The following is a 16,367-nucleotide window of genomic DNA, read 5'->3' as shown; positions in this document are numbered from 1 at the left end:
CTGCACCTAATGGAGTGTTTATGGCAGTCAAAGTCCTGGTGGTGGACGATTCGGGTTTTTTCCGCCGCCGCGTCTCGGAAATTCTTTCAGCGGATCCGAGCATCCAGGTGGTCGGCACGGCCACCAACGGTAAAGAGGCGATCGATCAGGCCCTGGCTCTCAAGCCGGACGTGATCACCATGGACTACGAGATGCCGATGATGGACGGCATCACGGCAGTGCGGCACATCATGCAGCGCTGCCCGACCCCGGTGTTGATGTTCTCCTCGCTGACGCACGAAGGCGCGCGGGTCACCCTCGATGCGCTGGACGCCGGTGCGGTGGATTTCCTGCCGAAGAATTTCGAAGACATCTCGCGTAACCCGGAGAAGGTCAAGCAACTGCTGTGCGAAAAGGTCCATAGCATCTCGCGCAGTAATCGTCGTTTCAGTGCTTACAGCGCGCCAGCTCCAGTGGCTGCGCCTGCACCTGCGCCAACCCCGGCGGCATCAAGCTTCAGCAGTCACAGCACTCATGCTCCGGCCCGTCCGGCGCCTGCCCCTGTGCATGCACCTGCGCCAAGCCGCGCGTCGACGGCCAGTTCGTCCTCGCCGGCACCGAAGCGCAAAGCCTACAAACTGGTTGCCATCGGCACCTCGACGGGGGGCCCGGTTGCCTTGCAGCGCGTGCTGACTCAGTTGCCGGCAAATTTCCCGGCACCGATCGTGTTGATCCAGCACATGCCGGCGGCATTCACCAAAGCGTTTGCCGAGCGTCTCGACAAGCTCTGCCGCATCAGCGTCAAGGAAGCCGAGGATGGCGACATCCTGCGTCCGGGCCTGGCGTTACTGGCGCCGGGTGGCAAGCAGATGATGATCGATGGCCGTGGCGCGGTGAAAATCCTCCCGGGCGACGAGCGCCTGAACTACAAGCCGTGCGTGGACATCACCTTCGGCTCTGCGGCGAAGTCCTACGGCGACAAAGTTCTGGCGGTGGTGTTGACCGGCATGGGCGCCGACGGCCGTGAAGGCGCGCGTCTGCTCAAGCAGGGCGGAAGCTCGATCTGGGCGCAGGACGAAGCCAGCTGTGTGATTTACGGCATGCCGATGGCCATCGTCAAAGCTGAACTCGCGGACGCGGTGTACAGCCTCGACGATATCGGCAAGCACATTGTCGAGGCGTGTATCTGATGGATGTTTTAAGCCTTATCGGGATCATCATGGCGTTCGTCGCCATCATCGGCGGCAACTACCTGGAAGGTGGTCACCTCGGTGCGCTGGCCAACGGCCCAGCGGCATTGATCGTACTGGGCGGCACCATCGGTGCCGCGCTGCTGCAATCGCCGATGAGCGCGTTCAAACGCGCCATGCAGATTCTCGCCTGGATCTTTTTTCCGCCTCGAGTCGACCTGGCTGGCGGCATCGACCGCGTGGTCAACTGGAGCCTCACTGCGCGCAAGGAAGGCCTGCTCGGTCTGGAAGGCGTGGCGGATGCCGAACCTGACAACTACTCGCGCAAAGGCCTGCAACTGCTGGTCGACGGCGCCGAGCCGGAAGCGATCCGCAGCATCCTTGAAGTGGATTTCTACACCCAGGAAGCGCGCGACATCGAAGCCGCGAAAGTCTTCGAAAGCATGGGCGGTTACGCGCCGACCATCGGCATCATCGGTGCGGTGATGGGCCTGATCCATGTGATGGGCAACCTCGCTGATCCGACGCAGTTGGGCAGCGGCATTGCCGTCGCATTCGTCGCGACCATTTACGGCGTGGCCAGTGCCAACCTGATCCTGCTGCCGGTGGCGGCCAAACTGAAGTCTATCGCGCTGCGGCAGTCGCGTTATCGCGAAATGTTGTTGGAAGGCATTTTGTCGATCGCCGAAGGTGAAAACCCTCGCTCCATCGAGTTGAAGCTTCAGGGCTTCATGGATTAAGGGAATAAGCTCATGGCACGTCGTCGCCACCAGGAAGAGCATGTAAACCACGAACGCTGGCTGGTTTCCTACGCTGACTTCATCACGTTGCTGTTCGCGTTCTTCGTGGTCATGTACTCGATTTCGTCGATCAACGAAGGCAAGTACAAAGAGATCTCCGAAGCGCTGGTCGGCGTTTTCAAGGACTCCGACCGCGCGCTCAAGCCGATTCCGATTGGTGACGAGCGGCCGAAGACCGTGACCCCGGCCAAGCCGCTGGTCAAAGATGCCGAGCAGATCGATGCCGGTATCGCCGGCGCCAGCGATCCACTGAAAAGCATCGCCGATGACATCAGCGCTGCGTTCGGTGACCTGATCAGCTCCAACCAGATGACCGTGCGTGGCAACGAGTTGTGGGTCGAGATCGAACTCAACTCCAGCCTGTTGTTCGGCAGCGGCGATGCCATGCCGAGTGACATTGCCTTCAACATCATCGACAAGGTTGCAGCGATTCTGAAACCGTTCGACAACCCGATTCACGTCGAAGGCTTCACCGATGACCAGCCGATCCGCACTGCGCAGTACCCGACCAACTGGGAGCTGTCCTCGGCGCGTTCGGCGAGCATCGTGCGCATGCTGGCGATGCAGGGCGTGAACCCCGGTCGCCTGGCGTCGGTGGGTTACGGTGAGTTTCAGCCGGTCGCCAACAACGCCACCGTTGAAGGCCGCGCGAAGAACCGTCGCGTGGTGTTGGTGGTGTCGCGCAATCTCGATGTGCGCCGCAGCCTCACGGGCACCGGAACCGCCAATGCGCAACCGGACGCTGCGTTGAAGCGTGCTGGCACACAAACTGCACCGACCCCGGTCAAGACGCCGGGACGCGAGAGTGCCGTCAATTCTCCGTCACCCGCATTAACACGCTGAGCTATGTCTCGGTCGAGCATATCGGCCGGGAGGAACGAACTGAATGAGAGTCTGGGCAGTCGCCAATCAAAAGGGTGGTGTCGGTAAAACCACATCCTCCATCGCTTTAGCCGGATTGCTGGCCGAGGCGGGCAAGCGCGTGGTTGTGGTCGATCTCGACCCGCACGGCTCGATGACCAGTTATTTCGGTTACGACCCCGACAGCCTGGAACACAGCAACTACGACCTGTTTCTGCACAAGGGCAGCGTGCCGCAAGGCCTGCCGGGGCAGTTGCTGTTGTCGACCAGCGATGAACGTATTTCGCTGTTGCCGTCGAGCACCGCGCTGGCGACCCTTGAGCGTCAGTCGCCAGGGCAGAGTGGTCTCGGCTTGGTGATCGCCAAGAGTCTGGCGCAATTGTGGCAAGACTTTGATTACGCCGTGATCGACAGCCCGCCGTTGCTCGGCGTCTTGATGGTCAACGCGCTTGCCGCGAGCCAGCAACTGGTGATCCCGGTGCAGACCGAACACCTGGCCGTCAAAGGCCTGGAGCGCATGGTCAACACCTTGGCGATGATCAATCGTTCGCGCAAACAGGCGCTGCCGTTCAGCATCGTGCCGACCTTGTTTGATCGCCGTACGCAGGCATCGATGCACACCTTGCGTGTGCTGCGGGACAAATTCCCTGACGAGATCTGGCAGGGTTACATCCCGGTCGATACCCGTCTGCGCGATGCCAGCCGTGCCGGTGTCACGCCTTCGCAATTCGACGGCAAGAGCCGTGGCGTGCTGGCGTATCGCGCGCTGCTCAAGCATCTGTTGGCGCAACAACTTGTTCCGCAGGTGGCTTGAATGACGTTGACTTGTGTAGGAGCTGCCGCAGGCTGCGATCTTTTGATCTTGCCTTGTGGCGCTCCTGAAAAGATCAAAAGATCGCAGCGTTCCGCAGCTCCTACAGGGGACTGTGCATGAATCGGCCTTTGAAGTTGACGTCGAAGCCGCAGTTGGCCTTGCAGTCGTATCTGGACAGTTTGCTGCAGGAAATTCCTGACGCGTTGCCGACGCCAGTCGAAGTTGTCGAAGAAAGTACCGAGGCGCTGGACGAGTTCCAGGCCGCAGTGCTGGAAGAGCAGGCCCGTGACGCGCAGAAAACGGCCAGGCCTGCTGCGCCGGTTGCCGCGCCTGCCGTTGCAGCGGTTGCCAAAGCGCCGGTGGCTTTGATCGAGGAAGCAGCGCCGGTCCGTGCATCGGTCTCGACACTGGCACCGCTGCTGCAAACCCAACTGCTGAAAACCGCACCGCAACCGACTGTGGTCGAACCGGCTCCAGTTCCAGTTCCAGCTCCGGTCGCACCCGCACCCGTCGAGCAGACACTGGTACCGCCGCTGGTCGAAGTGCATCTGCCACCGAACAACACGCCGCCACCGGTGGACACCGATGGCCGTCCGGCCTGGGCGTCCGAAGCGTTCGAATGCCTGTTGTTCGACGTCGCCGGGCTGACCCTCGCGGTGCCGCTGGTGTGCCTTGGCTCGATCTATTCGCTGGCCGGTCATGAGCTGACGCCGCTGTTCGGTCAGCCGGAATGGTTCCTCGGGATCCTGCCGAGCCAGGCCGGCAACCTGAAAGTTTTGGACACCGCACGCTGGGTCATGCCGGATCGCTACCGCGATGACTTCCGTCAGGGCCTGCAGTACGTGATTTCGGTACAAGGTTACGAGTGGGGCCTGGCGGTGCATCAGGTCAGTCGCTCGTTGCGCCTTGACCCGAATGAAATCAAATGGAGAAGTCACCGGGGTCAGCGGCCATGGCTCGCCGGCACGGTGATTGAGCACATGTGTGCATTGCTTGACGTTTCCGCTCTGGCCGAGTTGATCGCCAGCGGTGGGGCAAAGCACCTTGGCGGCCACAAGCCGCTACATAAACCGACATAGCAGCCGACATAACAATCAGGCGACGGCATTGTTGAATGCCGCCACACAGAACACACACCGCCCAGAGCGGTTTTTTCGAGGGGTCAGGTATGAGTAATCAGGCGACGAATGCAAAAGGTTCTGAAGATCCGATCCTGCAATGGGTGACCTTCAAGCTGGACAACGAAACCTACGGCATCAACGTGATGCGCGTGCAGGAAGTGCTGCGCTACACCGAGATCGCTCCAGTGCCGGGTGCGCCAAGCTACGTGCTGGGCATCATCAACCTGCGCGGTAACGTGGTCACCGTGATCGACACCCGCCAGCGCTTCGGCCTGAACAGCGGCGAGATCAGCGACAACACCCGTATCGTCATCATCGAAGCCGACAAGCAAGTCGTCGGCATCATGGTCGACAGCGTCGCCGAAGTGGTTTACCTGCGTCAGTCGGAAATCGAAACGGCGCCGAACGTCGGTAACGAAGAGTCGGCCAAGTTCATCCAGGGCGTGTGCAACAAGAACAACGAGTTGCTGATCCTGGTCGAGCTGGACAAGATGATGAGCGAAGAAGAATGGTCGGACCTGGAGAATATCTGATTGATTCTCGAGGTCGCGGTCATTGTCCTGTTCCTATTCTGGGCAGGCACGCTGGCAATGTTTGTGTCGTACATCAAGGCGCAAAAAGTGATTGCCGCACAACAGGCTCAGGGCGATGCGCTGCGTGATCAGCGCATCAAGGACCTGGCCAAACGTGTTGACGATTACCAGAACGGTAATGTGCGCATGGGCGAAGCGCTGCACGAGTTGCGTGCGGTGGTGAGTCCGTTGCCGGACAAGATCGTTCAGCTGGAACAGCGCGATCCATCCAGCCTGTCGTTCGCCCAGGCGGCGAAACTGGTGGGCATGGGCGCCAGCGTTGATGAACTGACTCAGTCGTGTGGGTTGACCCAGGCTGAGGCCGAGTTGATGCGCAAGCTTCACAAGAACTAGCAGCAAGATCAAAAGATCGCAGCCTGCGGCAGCTCCTACAGAGATCTCATGTAGGAGCTGCCGCAGGCTGCGATCTTTTGCTTTTAAGGATTAATAATCGTCGCCGCGATCGGTGATGTCCTTCTCGACCATCGGCGCGTCCGGGTCCTGCCCCTCGGGGAATTTGCCCTTCAGGTTCCACGCAAACGCGATGATCTCGGCGATTGTCCGGTACAACTCTTCCGGAATGCTGTCGCCCAATTCCATCCGTGCCAACAGCCGCACCAGCTCGGCGTTTTCGTAGATTGGCACTTCATAATCGCGGGCAATGCGCAAAATTTCTTCGGCCAGTTCTTCATCACCCTTGGCGGTGAGGGTCGGCGCGTGGCTGCCGTCGTATTTGAGGGCGATGGCCTGGCGTGGTGCGGTGGAATCGTTCATGCGGTTTCGTCGACCCAGCGGTGTTCGAGACGGGTTTGGTTGCCTTGCGGCGGGGTGCCGAGGTGGCAGTCGAGATCGCCGACGTTCAGCCCGGAATCGAGTAAACGCTGGCGCAGTGCGAACAGGTTCGTCTGGATCAGGTCGGCGGTGTATGGCCGTTCGGCCCACAGCTGACTCGACAGGCTGCCGCTGATCAGTTGCGCCTGAATCTGCATCGGCCCGAGCGGTTCCATGTCGAACGCCAGATCGACGCGCCACAACTGTTGTCTGGCTTCACGCTCGTCGCGGCGTTCGTTCTGCTGCGGTTCTTTCTCCGGCGCTTCTTCGCGCTGAAACTTGACCTGCAACGGCACGATATCCTGCAGGTTGCGCATGGGGATTTCCAGCTGCCAGGTGCTGAGCAGGCGGCCATCATCGGTGACGCCAGTCTGTTCCAGGCTCGACAATTGATGGCTTTGCAGGCGCGAGACGGCGGCGGCTGCCAGGCGCAGCAACTGCTCCAGATCGCCTTCGCCTTCCAGGCTTTGCAGCAAGCGGTCGGGCAGGGGAAAGCTGCTCGGCGCGGGTTTGGCGCTGACCTGGCCCAGTGTGCCGAGCGCATTGCGCACGAAACTCGGCAGCGCCTGCGCCAGCGTATTGGCGGCGATGATGGCGTTGAAACTGGTGCTGCTCGGTAAGCCCGGCGTCAGTTGCGCGATCAGTTTGAGCAGGTCACCTTTCATGTCCGGGGTCAGCGTCGGGTTTTGCCCGGTGAGCAGTTTGGCTTCGAGAAAGGCGCCGCTGTTGGCCAGGGCCAGCGCTACGCCTTTGGCGGTGCTCAGTTGCTGCACGTCGGGCAGGCTGGCGAGCAGTTTATCGACCACGGCACGCAAGTCCGCCGAGGTTTGATCGGTGGCCGGTGGCAAGTTCTGCAAGGTCTTGAGCAAGCCATCCAGTGAACCCTGGCGGCTTTGTTGGCCGAGCAGTTGCTGGCTTACCGCCAATTGCTCCTGGCGGCTGCTCATCGGCACGAACTTGAGGGTCTGCGAATCCTGCACCAGCGCCGACAACAGCGTGCCGATGCGCAGCGGCTGCGGGCTGTCGACGGTCAAGGTGCTGCCGCTTAACGCCGTGTTGAGCAGGCTGACCATCGAACGAAACACCGTCGCTTGCCCCGGCGTCTGCGGCAGAGCCTGCGACGTCAGTACCTTGCCTTGCAGCAGCGTGCCGGCCGGCAACTGCGCGGTGTCGATGCGGGTGAGGGCGGCGACGCTGCTGGCAATCGCTTGCTGCACGGTAATCGCCAGATTGCCCGCCGATGGCTGGGTGATCGCGAGGCTGGTGCCCTGTGCCAGCGGCAAATTGCTGGTCGCCTGCACGGTGGTCTGGCGACCGCTGTCGAGGGTCACCTTGAGCAACAGTTGAAAGGTCTGGTCCGCCTGCTTGAGCGACAACACCTCGGCCTTGGCGCTCTGTCCGGCGCCGATCAAGCCTTCGACCGGTGTCAGCAGCTTGAGCAGCTCACCCACCTGCGGGCGAACGGTCGCCGGGGTGGTGGGCGGGAGCGGGAGGATGTTCATTTCGCCTGTCATACGCGGACACAACCTGAGGAAATTGCACTCTTGAGAGTAAGGCACGGCATGTATAATGCCGCCCGTCTTGCGCTTCGTTCAAAAAACATAGCAATTGTTTGACGCAGCTCTCTAGATCGAGCCGTCATTGCATTTATGCTGCATCTCTTTAACGGCCGCGCCAGAGCCGACTTGAACCGTATAAGGCCCGTGATCCCTTGACCAGTCCTGTCCTGCAAACCGTTGCCCTCGCGTGTGAACGTGACCTCAGGCTGCTCTTCGAAAATCTCGAATTGAGACTGGCCAGTGGCGATATGGTGCAGATCAGCGGTCCCAACGGCAGCGGTAAAACCAGTTTGTTACGCCTGTTGGCGGGGTTGATGCAACCGACCGACGGTCAAGTCCTGCTCAATGGTCAACCATTGACCGAACAACGCAGTGAACTGGCGCGCAACCTGTTGTGGATCGGCCACGCCGCCGGGATCAAGGATCTGCTGACCCCGGAAGAGAACCTGTCGTGGCTCTGCGCCCTGCATCATCCCGCCGAACGCGAGGCCATCTGGCAAGCGCTGGCAGCTGTAGGATTGCGCGGTTTCGAAGATGTTCCCTGCCACAGCCTGTCCGCCGGTCAACAACGCCGGGTAGCGCTGGCGCGGTTATATCTCGACAGCCCACCGCTGTGGATTCTCGACGAGCCGTTCACCGCGCTGGACAAGCAGGGCGTGGCGCAACTCGAAGACCACCTGGCGGCTCACTGCGAGCGCGGTGGTCTGGTGGTCTTGACCACGCACCATACGCTGAGCCGGATGCCGGCCGGTTATCGCGACATCGATCTGGGGAACTGGGCAGTATGAGTGTCTTCGGCCTGCTGGTTGCGCGTGAATCCCGACTGCTGTTTCGCCGCCCGGCGGAGCTGGCCAATCCGCTGATTTTCTTCGCCATCGTCATCGCTTTGTTCCCGCTGGCCGTCGGCCCGGAAACTCAAGTGTTGCAAAACCTGTCCCCGGGGTTAGTCTGGGTGGCGGCGCTTTTGTCGGTCCTGCTCTCGCTGGACGGGCTTTTCCGCAGTGATTTCGAAGACGGATCCCTGGAACAGTGGGTCCTTTCGTCGCACCCGCTGCCACTTCTGGTATTGGCCAAGGTGCTGGCACACTGGCTTTTCTCCGGTCTGGCACTGGTTTTGCTCTCACCCTTGCTGGCGTTGATGCTCGGTTTGCCTGCCGCCTGCCTGCCGGTTTTGCTGTTTTCGTTGCTGCTGGGGACACCGGTGCTGAGCTTGCTCGGCGCGGTGGGCGCGGCACTGACGGTCGGTTTGAAACGCGGCGGCCTGTTGTTGGCGCTGCTGATTCTGCCGTTGTACATCCCGGTGTTGATTCTTGGCAGTGGCGCCTTGCAGGCCGCCCTCCAAGGCATGCCGGCGACCGGGTATCTGCTGTGGCTTGGTAGCCTGACCGCCCTGGCGATCACCCTGACACCTTTTGCAATAGCTGCTGGCCTGAAGATCAGCGTCGGCGAATAATGAGGTCTGGTTAAAATTTAACCAGCAAAGACCCTGAGACTGCTCACACCGATGAGCGGCATCCGTGATGGAAACAGTATGAACTGGACCTGGTTTCACAAGCTCGGCTCGCCCAAGTGGTTCTACGGCATCAGCAGCAAGTTCTTGCCGTGGTTGAGCATCGCAGCGTTGCTGCTGATTGGCGTCGGCGTCGTTTGGGGCCTGGCTTTCGCGCCGCCGGATTATCAGCAAGGCAACAGCTTTCGCATCATCTACATCCACGTACCCGCCGCGATGCTCGCTCAGTCGATCTACGTGATGCTGGCGGTGTGCGGTGTTGTGGGGCTGGTGTGGAAAATGAAGCTGGCCGACGTCGCCCTGCAATGCGCCGCGCCGATCGGCGCGTGGATGACCGCTGTGGCGCTGGTCACCGGGGCGATCTGGGGCAAACCGACCTGGGGCTCGTGGTGGGTCTGGGACGCGCGCCTGACCTCGATGCTGATTCTGCTGTTTCTGTATTTCGGCGTGATCGCGCTGGGCAATGCCATCAGCAACCGCGACAGCGCCGCCAAGGCCTGCGCGGTGCTGGCCATCGTCGGCGTGATCAACATTCCGATCATCAAATACTCGGTCGAGTGGTGGAACACCCTGCACCAGGGCGCGACCTTCACCCTCACCGAAAAACCGGCGATGCCGGCGGAAATGTGGCTGCCGCTGCTGCTGACAGTGCTGGGCTTCTACTGCTTCTTCGGCGCCGTGCTGCTGTTGCGCATGCGCCTTGAAGTGCTCAAGCGCGAAGCCCGCGCCAGTTGGGTGAAAGAAGAAGTGCAGCACAGTCTGGGGGCCGCTCGATGAGTTTTGCTTCATTCGGCGACTTCCTCGCCATGGGCCATCATGGCCTCTACGTCTGGACGGCCTACGGCATCTGCCTGGCCGTGCTGGCCTTCAACGTGGCGGCGCCGATCCTGGCCCGCAAGCGGTATCTGCAACAAGAGGCGCGTCGTCTGCGCCGGGAGAACGGCAAGTGAATCCGCTGCGCAAGAAACGTCTGATCATCATTCTGGCCATTCTGGTCGGGGTCGGCGCTGCCGTCGGCCTGGCCCTCAGCGCCCTGCAGCAGAACATCAATCTGTTCTACACCCCGACCCAGATCGCCAATGGCGAAGCGCCGCAAGACACGCGCATCCGTGCCGGCGGCATGGTCGAGAAAGGCTCGCTGCAACGTTCGCCGGATTCCCTCGACGTCAAATTCGTCGTCACCGACTTCAACAAATCCGTGACCATCACTTATCGCGGCATCCTCCCGGATCTGTTCCGCGAAGGGCAGGGCATCGTCGCCCTCGGCAAGATCAACGCCGACGGCGTGGTCGTCGCCGATGAAGTGCTGGCCAAGCACGATGAGAAGTACATGCCGCCAGAAGTGACCAAAGCCTTGAAAGACAGCGGTCAATCCGCCCCGACACCTGTGAAGGAGGGTTGATTGATGACGTCGGCGATTTTTATTCCTGAGTTGGGCCACCTGGCGATGATTCTGGCGCTGTGTTTTGCGCTGGTTCAAGCCGTGGTGCCATTGGTCGGCGCCTGGCGCGGCGACCGTTTCTGGATGAGTCTGGCTCAGCCGGCCGCGTGGGGGCAGTTTGCGTTTCTGCTGTTCGCGTTCGGCATTTTGACCTACGCCTTCATGGTCGACGACTTCTCCGTCGCGTATGTGGCGAACAACTCCAATACCGCGTTGCCGTGGTATTACAAATTCAGCGCCGTGTGGGGCGCCCACGAAGGTTCTTTGTTGCTGTGGGCACTGATTCTCGGTGGCTGGACGTTCGCGGTGTCGGTGTTCTCTCGGCAGTTGCCGCAGGTCATGCTCGCTCGCGTGCTGGCGGTGATGGGCATGATCAGCACCGGTTTCCTGCTGTTCCTGATCCTCACGTCCAACCCGTTCAAACGCATCCTGCCGCAAATGCCGAGCAATGGCGCTGACCTTAATCCGCTGCTGCAAGACATCGGCCTGATCGTTCACCCGCCGATGTTGTACATGGGCTACGTCGGCTTTTCGGTGGCGTTCGCCTTTGCCATTGCGGCGTTGATGGGCGGTCGCCTTGATGCCGCGTGGGCACGCTGGTCGCGCCCGTGGACCATCGTCGCCTGGGCGTTCCTCGGCATCGGCATCACCCTCGGTTCGTGGTGGGCTTATTACGAACTCGGCTGGGGCGGCTGGTGGTTCTGGGACCCGGTGGAAAACGCCTCCTTCATGCCTTGGCTGGTCGGCACCGCACTGATTCACTCGCTGGCGGTCACGGAAAAACGTGGCGTGTTCAAGAGCTGGACGGTGTTGCTGGCGATTGCCGCGTTCTCGCTGAGCCTGCTCGGGACGTTCCTCGTGCGTTCCGGCGTGCTGACTTCGGTGCACGCGTTTGCTTCCGATCCTGAGCGTGGCGTGTTCATCCTGATCTTCCTGTTGTTCGTGGTTGGTGGTTCGTTGACGCTGTTCGCCCTGCGCGCGCCAGTGGTGAAGAGTCAGGTCGGCTTCAACCTGTGGTCGCGCGAAACCCTGCTGCTGGGCAACAACCTGGTGCTGGTGGTGGCCGCGTCGATGATTCTGCTCGGCACGCTGTATCCACTGATTCTCGATGCCCTCAGCGGCGCGAAAATGTCGGTCGGCCCGCCGTACTTCAATGCGCTGTTCATTCCGTTGATGGCGTTGCTGATGATGGTCATGGCGGTCGGCGTGATCGTCCGTTGGAAGGACACGCCGGTGAAGTGGCTGGGCAGCATGCTCACGCCAGTGCTGCTCGGCAGCGTCGCGCTGGCGGTGGTGGCCGGTGTCGCTTATGGCGATTTCAACTGGGCAGTGATCGCGACTTTCCTGCTCGCAGCATGGGTGTTGCTCGCCGGCGCCCGCGACATCGTCGACAAGACTCGCCACAAAGGCCTGATCAAAGGCCTGCCAACCCTGACCCGTAGTTACTGGGGCATGCAGATCGCCCACCTCGGCATCGCCGTGTGCGCGCTGGGCGTGGTGTTGTCGAGCCAGAACAGTGCCGAACGCGATCTGCGTCTGGCGCCGGGCGAGTCGATGGACCTGGCCGGTTATCACTTCATTTTCGAAGGCGCCAAGCACTTCGAGGGGCCAAACTTTACGTCGGACAAAGGCACGATTCGGGTCATTCGTGATGGCAAGGAAATCAGCGTGCTGCACCCGGAAAAACGTCTGTACACCGTGCAAAGTTCGATGATGACCGAAGCCGGCATCGACGCCGGTTTCACCCGTGACCTTTACGTCGCCCTCGGCGAACCGCTGGAAAATGGCGCGTGGGCCGTGCGCGTGCACGTCAAACCGTTCGTGCGCTGGATCTGGTTCGGCGGGTTGCTCACCGGGTTCGGTGGGTTGCTGGCGGCGCTGGATCGACGTTATCGGGTCAAGGTGAAAGCCAAGGTGCGTGAAGCGCTGGGCATGACGGGAGCGGCTGCATGAGACGTTGGTTGATGCTGGTGCCACTGGCGATTTTCCTGCTGGTGGCGGTATTTCTTTATCGCGGTCTGTACCTCGATCCGGCGGAACTGCCGTCGGCGATGATCAACAAGCCGTTCCCGGAGTTTTCCCTGCCCAACGTGCAGGGCGACAAAACCCTGACCAAGGCTGACATTCTCGGCAAACCGGCACTGGTCAACGTCTGGGGCACCTGGTGCATTTCCTGCCGGGTCGAGCATCCGGTGCTGAACAAACTCGCCGAGCGCGGCGTGGTGATCTACGGCATCAACTACAAGGACACTAACGCCGACGCCTTGAAGTGGCTGGCCGAATTCCACAATCCGTACGTGCTGGACATCCGCGACGACGAAGGCTCGCTGGGCCTGAATCTCGGTGTCTACGGAGCGCCGGAAACCTTCTTTATCGATGCCAAGGGCATCATCCGCGACAAGTATGTCGGCGTGATCGACGAACAAGTCTGGCGCGAAAAACTCGCGGCCAAGTATCAGGCGCTGGTCGATGAGGCCAAGCCATGAAGCGTTTTTTAGCCGCCGTGGTTTTGGGCCTGAGTCTGGTCGGCGTGGCCCATGCCGCCATCGACACTTACGAGTTCGCCAAAGACGGTGATCGCGAGCGTTTCCGCGAGTTGACCAAGGAACTGCGCTGCCCCAAGTGCCAGAACCAGGACATCGCCGACTCCAACGCCCCGATTGCCGCTGACCTGCGCAAAGAGATTTTCCGCATGCTTGGCGAGGGCAAGGACAACCAGCAGATCATCGACTTCATGGTCGATCGCTACGGTGACTTCGTCCGCTACAAACCGGCGCTCAACACCAAGACCGCATTGTTGTGGTTCGGCCCGGCCGGGCTGCTGCTCGGTGGCGTTGTGGTGATCGCGGTGATCGTCCGCCGTCGTCGCGGCCAGCGTGCCGAAACTCCGCAAGCGCTGTCCATCGAAGAGCGTCAGCGCCTCGACCAACTGTTGGATAAAAACCAAGAATGATTGATTTCTGGCTTGCCGCAGGGCTGTTGCTTCTGGTCGCCCTGAGTTTTCTGCTGATCCCGGTGTTGCGTGAGCGTCGCGCCCAGCGTGAAGAGGATCGAACTGCCCTGAACGTTGCGCTGTATCAGGAGCGTGTCGCCGAGTTGCAATCGCAACAGGCGGAAGGCGTGCTCGACGCTGCGCAAATGGACAGCGGTCGCGCCGAGGCTGCACGTGAATTGCTGGCGGATACCGAAGGTGTTGCCGCGCCGCGCGTGTCGAAACTGGGTAAACCGTTGCCGCTGCTGGCAGCGGTCCTGGTGCCAGTGTTGGGCCTGGGTCTGTATATGCACTTCGGCGCTGCCGACAAAGTCGAACTGACCCGCGAATTCGCCCAGGCGCCGCAGTCGATGGAGGAAATGACCCAGCGTCTGGAGCGCGCCGTTGCGGCGCAACCGGATTCTGCTGAAGGTCTGTATTTCCTCGGCCGTACCTACATGGCGCAAGATCGCCCGGCGGACGCGGCAAAAATGTTCGAACGCGCTGCCAACCTTGCCGGTCGTCAACCGGAACTGCTCGGCCAGTGGGCGCAGGCGCAGTATTTTGCGGATGGCAAAAAGTGGTCGGCGAAAATTCAGGCGCTGACTGACGAAGCGCTGAAGGCCGATCCGAAAGAAGTCACTAGCCTCGGTCTGCTTGGCATCGCTGCGTTTGAAGGCGAGCGTTATCAGCAAGCCATCGATTACTGGAATCGTCTGCTGGCGCAACTGCCGCCGGAGGACAGCTCTCGCGCCGCGCTGCAAGGCGGGATCAAACGCGCCGCCGAGCGTCTCGAAGCCAGCGGCGGCAAGGTCGCCCAAGCACCTGCAGCCGCGAAAACCGCGCTGTTGAAAGTCAGTGTCGACCTCGCCAGCGAGCTCAAAGGCAAAGTGCAACCGGGCGACAGCGTGTTCATTTTCGCCCGCGCCACCTCCGGCCCACCCGCGCCATTGGCAGCCAAACGCCTGACCGTGGCGGATCTGCCGGTGACCGTTGAACTGGGCGATGCCGACGCAATGATGCCGCAGTTGAAACTGTCGAACTTCCCTGAAGTCCAACTGGTTGCGCGCATCTCCCGCGCCGGCCAGCCAACGGCCGGTGAATGGATCGGTCGCAGCGGCCCTCTGGCCAGCAGCACTACTGCGCTACAAAAACTGACCATCGACAGCCCGGACAAATAGCCGGGCACAACAGGAAAGCACCGCCATGCACACCATCGCCCGAATCACAGTCCTCACACTGGCCCTGGGCTTGAGTGCATGTGCGGTGCAACGACCGGAACCGACCACCAACCTGCCGCCGATCCCGCCGTCGCAACCAAGTCCGACGCCGTCGACCTCGCCGACCCCAGGCAAAAGCATCCCGGCAAAACCGGCCAAGCCCGTGCCGCGCACCTCGGCCAGCTTCGCCCCGCCACCGGGCGGCAACAGCCACTGGGATCAGAAACTCGGCGTCTACGTCCTCGACGACCAGACCAACACCTTCTACCGCCAGCGCACCTACTATCGCTGGAACAACGGCTGGAGCCGCTCCGTCAGCCCAAACGGCCCGTGGGAAGACACCAACATCCACGGTGTGCCACCGGGACTGGGCAAGCAGTTCGGGCAGTAAATGAAAACGGCGATCTTCGGATCGCCGTTTTTTTTAGAGGCTTAGCACTTGCCGTACTGTAGGAGCTGGCGAAGCCTGCGATCTTTTGATCTTGCTGTTCAACTGGCCAACACCCCCTGCACATACTCAACAAACGCCCGCGCCTTGGCACTGGCCATTTTCCCCGTTGGAAACACCGCCCATAAATCCAGATCAGGCAGTGTCCAGTCGTGCATGACGGTTTTCACCACGCCGCTGGCCAGTTCCGGGGCGAACATCCATTCGGAGGCCAGCGTCAGGCCCTGATCGGCCAGTACTGCCTCGCGTACACCCTCGGCCGCGCTGACGCGCAAACGTCCGCTGAGGATCACCGATTGTTGTTCCGAGCCTTTGGCGAACTGCCAGGTGGTGCCGCCGCCGAGGTTGTAGACGACCGCCTGGTGTTTGCTCAATTCCGCGGGGCAGGTGGGCTCGCCGTATTTGGCGAAGTACGCCGGTGTGCCAAGCACCACGCGGCGGCAGTGGGCGATTTTGCGTGCGGTGAGCCCCGAGTCGGTGAGTGCGCCCATGCGCAGGGCCACATCGATGCCTTCTTCGACCAGGTTGATGTTGCGGTCGTCGAGCATCAAGTCAATGTTCAGCTGTGGGTGCTGATCGAGGAACGGCCCCAGGTGCGGCACGATATGCAGGCGGCCGAAGGTCACGGCGGCGCTGATGCGCAGGTTGCCGCTCAGGCCGCTGGCGATGCCGCGCGCAGCGTTGTCGGCCTCGTCGGCTTCTTCGAGGGCGCGTTTGGCCCGCTCGAAAAAGGCCAGCCCGGCCTCGGTCGGAGTCAGGCCTCGGGTCGAGCGCAGGAGCAGGCTGACAGCCAGGCGCTTTTCCAGATGAGCGATGGTTTTCGATACGGCGGGCTGACCGATGTTCAGGCGTCGGGCGGCGGCGGAAAACGAGCCGGTTTCGACGACGCAGACGAAGGTTTCCATGGCGGCGAGGCGGTCCATCTGCGTTCCTTACTAAAATCTCGAAGTCATCTTGGAACCCCTGTAGGCCTTCGCCTGCTCGCGATAGCGGTGTGTCAGTCAAATCAATGTCGGCTGGACGAACGCTATCGCGAGCAGGCTCACGCCT

20 protein-coding genes are annotated in these 16,367 nt (G+C 61.2%); 17 read left to right on the top strand and 3 right to left on the bottom strand.

Translation table 11 applies throughout. The features are described 5' to 3' along the window. Nucleotides 1-20 precede the first annotated feature (20 nt). From ACZZ0B_RS17925 to ACZZ0B_RS17895, 7 genes are all read left to right on the top strand, one after another. Nucleotides 21-1,169 carry a protein-glutamate methylesterase/protein-glutamine glutaminase gene (locus ACZZ0B_RS17925; RefSeq protein ID WP_463545900.1) on the top strand — a complete coding sequence of 383 codons (1,149 nt, stop codon included), beginning with the start codon at nucleotides 21-23 and terminating at the stop codon, nucleotides 1,167-1,169. Continuing rightward, entirely contained in the window at nucleotides 1,169-1,909 is a 741-nt protein-coding gene (locus ACZZ0B_RS17920) for a flagellar motor protein (RefSeq protein WP_008077689.1), read from the top strand. The genes ACZZ0B_RS17925 and ACZZ0B_RS17920 overlap by 1 nt, the downstream gene beginning before the upstream one ends. Nucleotides 1,910-1,921: 12 nt before the next feature. After that, entirely contained in the window at nucleotides 1,922-2,812 is an 891-nt protein-coding gene (gene motD / locus ACZZ0B_RS17915; RefSeq protein WP_008077690.1) for a flagellar motor protein MotD, read from the top strand. A 43-nt stretch (nucleotides 2,813-2,855) separates the two neighbouring features. Further along, complete coding sequence (locus ACZZ0B_RS17910) at nucleotides 2,856-3,644, top strand: ParA family protein (protein WP_008077691.1); 789 nt, start codon at nucleotides 2,856-2,858, stop codon at nucleotides 3,642-3,644. A 116-nt stretch (nucleotides 3,645-3,760) separates the two neighbouring features. Next, complete coding sequence (locus tag ACZZ0B_RS17905) at nucleotides 3,761-4,723, top strand: CheW domain-containing protein (RefSeq protein ID WP_463545899.1); 963 nt, start codon at nucleotides 3,761-3,763, stop codon at nucleotides 4,721-4,723. 89 nt (nucleotides 4,724-4,812) lie between these two features. Then, nucleotides 4,813-5,298: a chemotaxis protein CheW gene (locus tag ACZZ0B_RS17900; RefSeq protein WP_008083417.1), complete on the top strand. Its 486-nt coding sequence runs from the start codon at nucleotides 4,813-4,815 to the stop codon at nucleotides 5,296-5,298. Then, nucleotides 5,299-5,691, top strand: coding sequence for a DUF2802 domain-containing protein (locus tag ACZZ0B_RS17895; protein ID WP_008083419.1), 393 nt, complete (start codon nucleotides 5,299-5,301; stop codon nucleotides 5,689-5,691). Between the two features lie 90 nt (nucleotides 5,692-5,781). Here ACZZ0B_RS17895 and ACZZ0B_RS17890 read toward each other — a convergent pair whose 3' ends face one another. Beyond that, nucleotides 5,782-6,111, bottom strand: coding sequence for an EscU/YscU/HrcU family type III secretion system export apparatus switch protein (locus tag ACZZ0B_RS17890; protein WP_463545898.1), 330 nt, complete (start codon nucleotides 6,109-6,111; stop codon nucleotides 5,782-5,784). Further along, nucleotides 6,108-7,682 (bottom strand): flagellar hook-length control protein FliK, encoded by a 1,575-nt coding sequence (fliK, locus tag ACZZ0B_RS17885; RefSeq protein WP_463545897.1) that lies wholly within the window; start codon nucleotides 7,680-7,682, stop codon nucleotides 6,108-6,110. The genes ACZZ0B_RS17890 and fliK overlap by 4 nt, the downstream gene beginning before the upstream one ends. Nucleotides 7,683-7,879: 197 nt before the next feature. Between fliK and ccmA the strand changes: the two genes are divergently transcribed. From ccmA to ACZZ0B_RS17835, 10 genes are all read left to right on the top strand, one after another. Beyond that, nucleotides 7,880-8,515, top strand: coding sequence for a cytochrome c biogenesis heme-transporting ATPase CcmA (gene ccmA / locus ACZZ0B_RS17880; RefSeq protein ID WP_463545896.1), 636 nt, complete (start codon nucleotides 7,880-7,882; stop codon nucleotides 8,513-8,515). Next, nucleotides 8,512-9,180, top strand: a complete 669-nt coding sequence (ccmB, locus tag ACZZ0B_RS17875) for a heme exporter protein CcmB (protein ID WP_008083427.1) — start codon at nucleotides 8,512-8,514, stop codon at nucleotides 9,178-9,180. The genes ccmA and ccmB overlap by 4 nt, the downstream gene beginning before the upstream one ends. Before the next feature lie 78 nt (nucleotides 9,181-9,258). Further along, on the top strand, nucleotides 9,259-10,014 hold the full coding sequence (locus ACZZ0B_RS17870; protein WP_440095764.1) for a heme ABC transporter permease: 756 nt from the start codon (nucleotides 9,259-9,261) through the stop codon (nucleotides 10,012-10,014). After that, entirely contained in the window at nucleotides 10,011-10,187 is a 177-nt protein-coding gene (gene ccmD / locus ACZZ0B_RS17865) for a heme exporter protein CcmD (protein ID WP_008083431.1), read from the top strand. Before ACZZ0B_RS17870 ends, ccmD begins: the two co-directional genes overlap by 4 nt. Then, nucleotides 10,184-10,639, top strand: a complete 456-nt coding sequence (gene ccmE, locus ACZZ0B_RS17860) for a cytochrome c maturation protein CcmE (RefSeq protein WP_008083433.1) — start codon at nucleotides 10,184-10,186, stop codon at nucleotides 10,637-10,639. Before ccmD ends, ccmE begins: the two co-directional genes overlap by 4 nt. A 3-nt stretch (nucleotides 10,640-10,642) precedes the next feature. Beyond that, entirely contained in the window at nucleotides 10,643-12,631 is a 1,989-nt protein-coding gene (locus ACZZ0B_RS17855) for a heme lyase CcmF/NrfE family subunit (protein WP_008083435.1), read from the top strand. Next, nucleotides 12,628-13,164, top strand: coding sequence for a DsbE family thiol:disulfide interchange protein (locus ACZZ0B_RS17850; protein WP_007961670.1), 537 nt, complete (start codon nucleotides 12,628-12,630; stop codon nucleotides 13,162-13,164). Before ACZZ0B_RS17855 ends, ACZZ0B_RS17850 begins: the two co-directional genes overlap by 4 nt. After that, nucleotides 13,161-13,631 (top strand): cytochrome c-type biogenesis protein, encoded by a 471-nt coding sequence (locus tag ACZZ0B_RS17845; protein ID WP_008083437.1) that lies wholly within the window; start codon nucleotides 13,161-13,163, stop codon nucleotides 13,629-13,631. The genes ACZZ0B_RS17850 and ACZZ0B_RS17845 overlap by 4 nt, the downstream gene beginning before the upstream one ends. Then, entirely contained in the window at nucleotides 13,628-14,830 is a 1,203-nt protein-coding gene (ccmI, locus tag ACZZ0B_RS17840) for a c-type cytochrome biogenesis protein CcmI (protein WP_463545895.1), read from the top strand. The genes ACZZ0B_RS17845 and ccmI overlap by 4 nt, the downstream gene beginning before the upstream one ends. A 25-nt stretch (nucleotides 14,831-14,855) precedes the next feature. Then, nucleotides 14,856-15,260: a hypothetical protein gene (locus ACZZ0B_RS17835; RefSeq protein WP_016987493.1), complete on the top strand. Its 405-nt coding sequence runs from the start codon at nucleotides 14,856-14,858 to the stop codon at nucleotides 15,258-15,260. A gap of 98 nt (nucleotides 15,261-15,358) precedes the next feature. Here the strand turns inward: ACZZ0B_RS17835 and ACZZ0B_RS17830 are convergent, their stop codons facing one another. Next, on the bottom strand, nucleotides 15,359-16,240 hold the full coding sequence (locus ACZZ0B_RS17830; RefSeq protein ID WP_463545894.1) for a LysR substrate-binding domain-containing protein: 882 nt from the start codon (nucleotides 16,238-16,240) through the stop codon (nucleotides 15,359-15,361). Between the last annotated feature and the right edge of the window lie 127 nt (nucleotides 16,241-16,367).

This window comes from Pseudomonas sp. AC247 (genome assembly GCF_979258015.1).
This window is presented reverse-complemented; position numbering and strand designations above follow the sequence as displayed.

Coding starts and splice junctions, on each gene's coding strand:
- ACZZ0B_RS17925 (WP_463545900.1), top strand. CDS start 21: ATGGCAGTCAAAGTCCTGGTGGTGGACGATTCGGGTTTTTTCCGCCGC.
- ACZZ0B_RS17920 (WP_008077689.1), top strand. CDS start 1,169: ATGGATGTTTTAAGCCTTATCGGGATCATCATGGCGTTCGTCGCCATC.
- motD (WP_008077690.1), top strand. CDS start 1,922: ATGGCACGTCGTCGCCACCAGGAAGAGCATGTAAACCACGAACGCTGG.
- ACZZ0B_RS17910 (WP_008077691.1), top strand. CDS start 2,856: ATGAGAGTCTGGGCAGTCGCCAATCAAAAGGGTGGTGTCGGTAAAACC.
- ACZZ0B_RS17905 (WP_463545899.1), top strand. CDS start 3,761: ATGAATCGGCCTTTGAAGTTGACGTCGAAGCCGCAGTTGGCCTTGCAG.
- ACZZ0B_RS17900 (WP_008083417.1), top strand. CDS start 4,813: ATGAGTAATCAGGCGACGAATGCAAAAGGTTCTGAAGATCCGATCCTG.
- ACZZ0B_RS17890 (WP_463545898.1), bottom strand. CDS start 6,111: ATGAACGATTCCACCGCACCACGCCAGGCCATCGCCCTCAAATACGAC.
- fliK (WP_463545897.1), bottom strand. CDS start 7,682: ATGACAGGCGAAATGAACATCCTCCCGCTCCCGCCCACCACCCCGGCG.
- ccmB (WP_008083427.1), top strand. CDS start 8,512: ATGAGTGTCTTCGGCCTGCTGGTTGCGCGTGAATCCCGACTGCTGTTT.
- ACZZ0B_RS17870 (WP_440095764.1), top strand. CDS start 9,259: ATGAACTGGACCTGGTTTCACAAGCTCGGCTCGCCCAAGTGGTTCTAC.
- ccmD (WP_008083431.1), top strand. CDS start 10,011: ATGAGTTTTGCTTCATTCGGCGACTTCCTCGCCATGGGCCATCATGGC.
- ACZZ0B_RS17855 (WP_008083435.1), top strand. CDS start 10,643: ATGACGTCGGCGATTTTTATTCCTGAGTTGGGCCACCTGGCGATGATT.
- ACZZ0B_RS17850 (WP_007961670.1), top strand. CDS start 12,628: ATGAGACGTTGGTTGATGCTGGTGCCACTGGCGATTTTCCTGCTGGTG.
- ACZZ0B_RS17845 (WP_008083437.1), top strand. CDS start 13,161: ATGAAGCGTTTTTTAGCCGCCGTGGTTTTGGGCCTGAGTCTGGTCGGC.
- ccmI (WP_463545895.1), top strand. CDS start 13,628: ATGATTGATTTCTGGCTTGCCGCAGGGCTGTTGCTTCTGGTCGCCCTG.
- ACZZ0B_RS17835 (WP_016987493.1), top strand. CDS start 14,856: ATGCACACCATCGCCCGAATCACAGTCCTCACACTGGCCCTGGGCTTG.
- ACZZ0B_RS17830 (WP_463545894.1), bottom strand. CDS start 16,240: ATGGACCGCCTCGCCGCCATGGAAACCTTCGTCTGCGTCGTCGAAACC.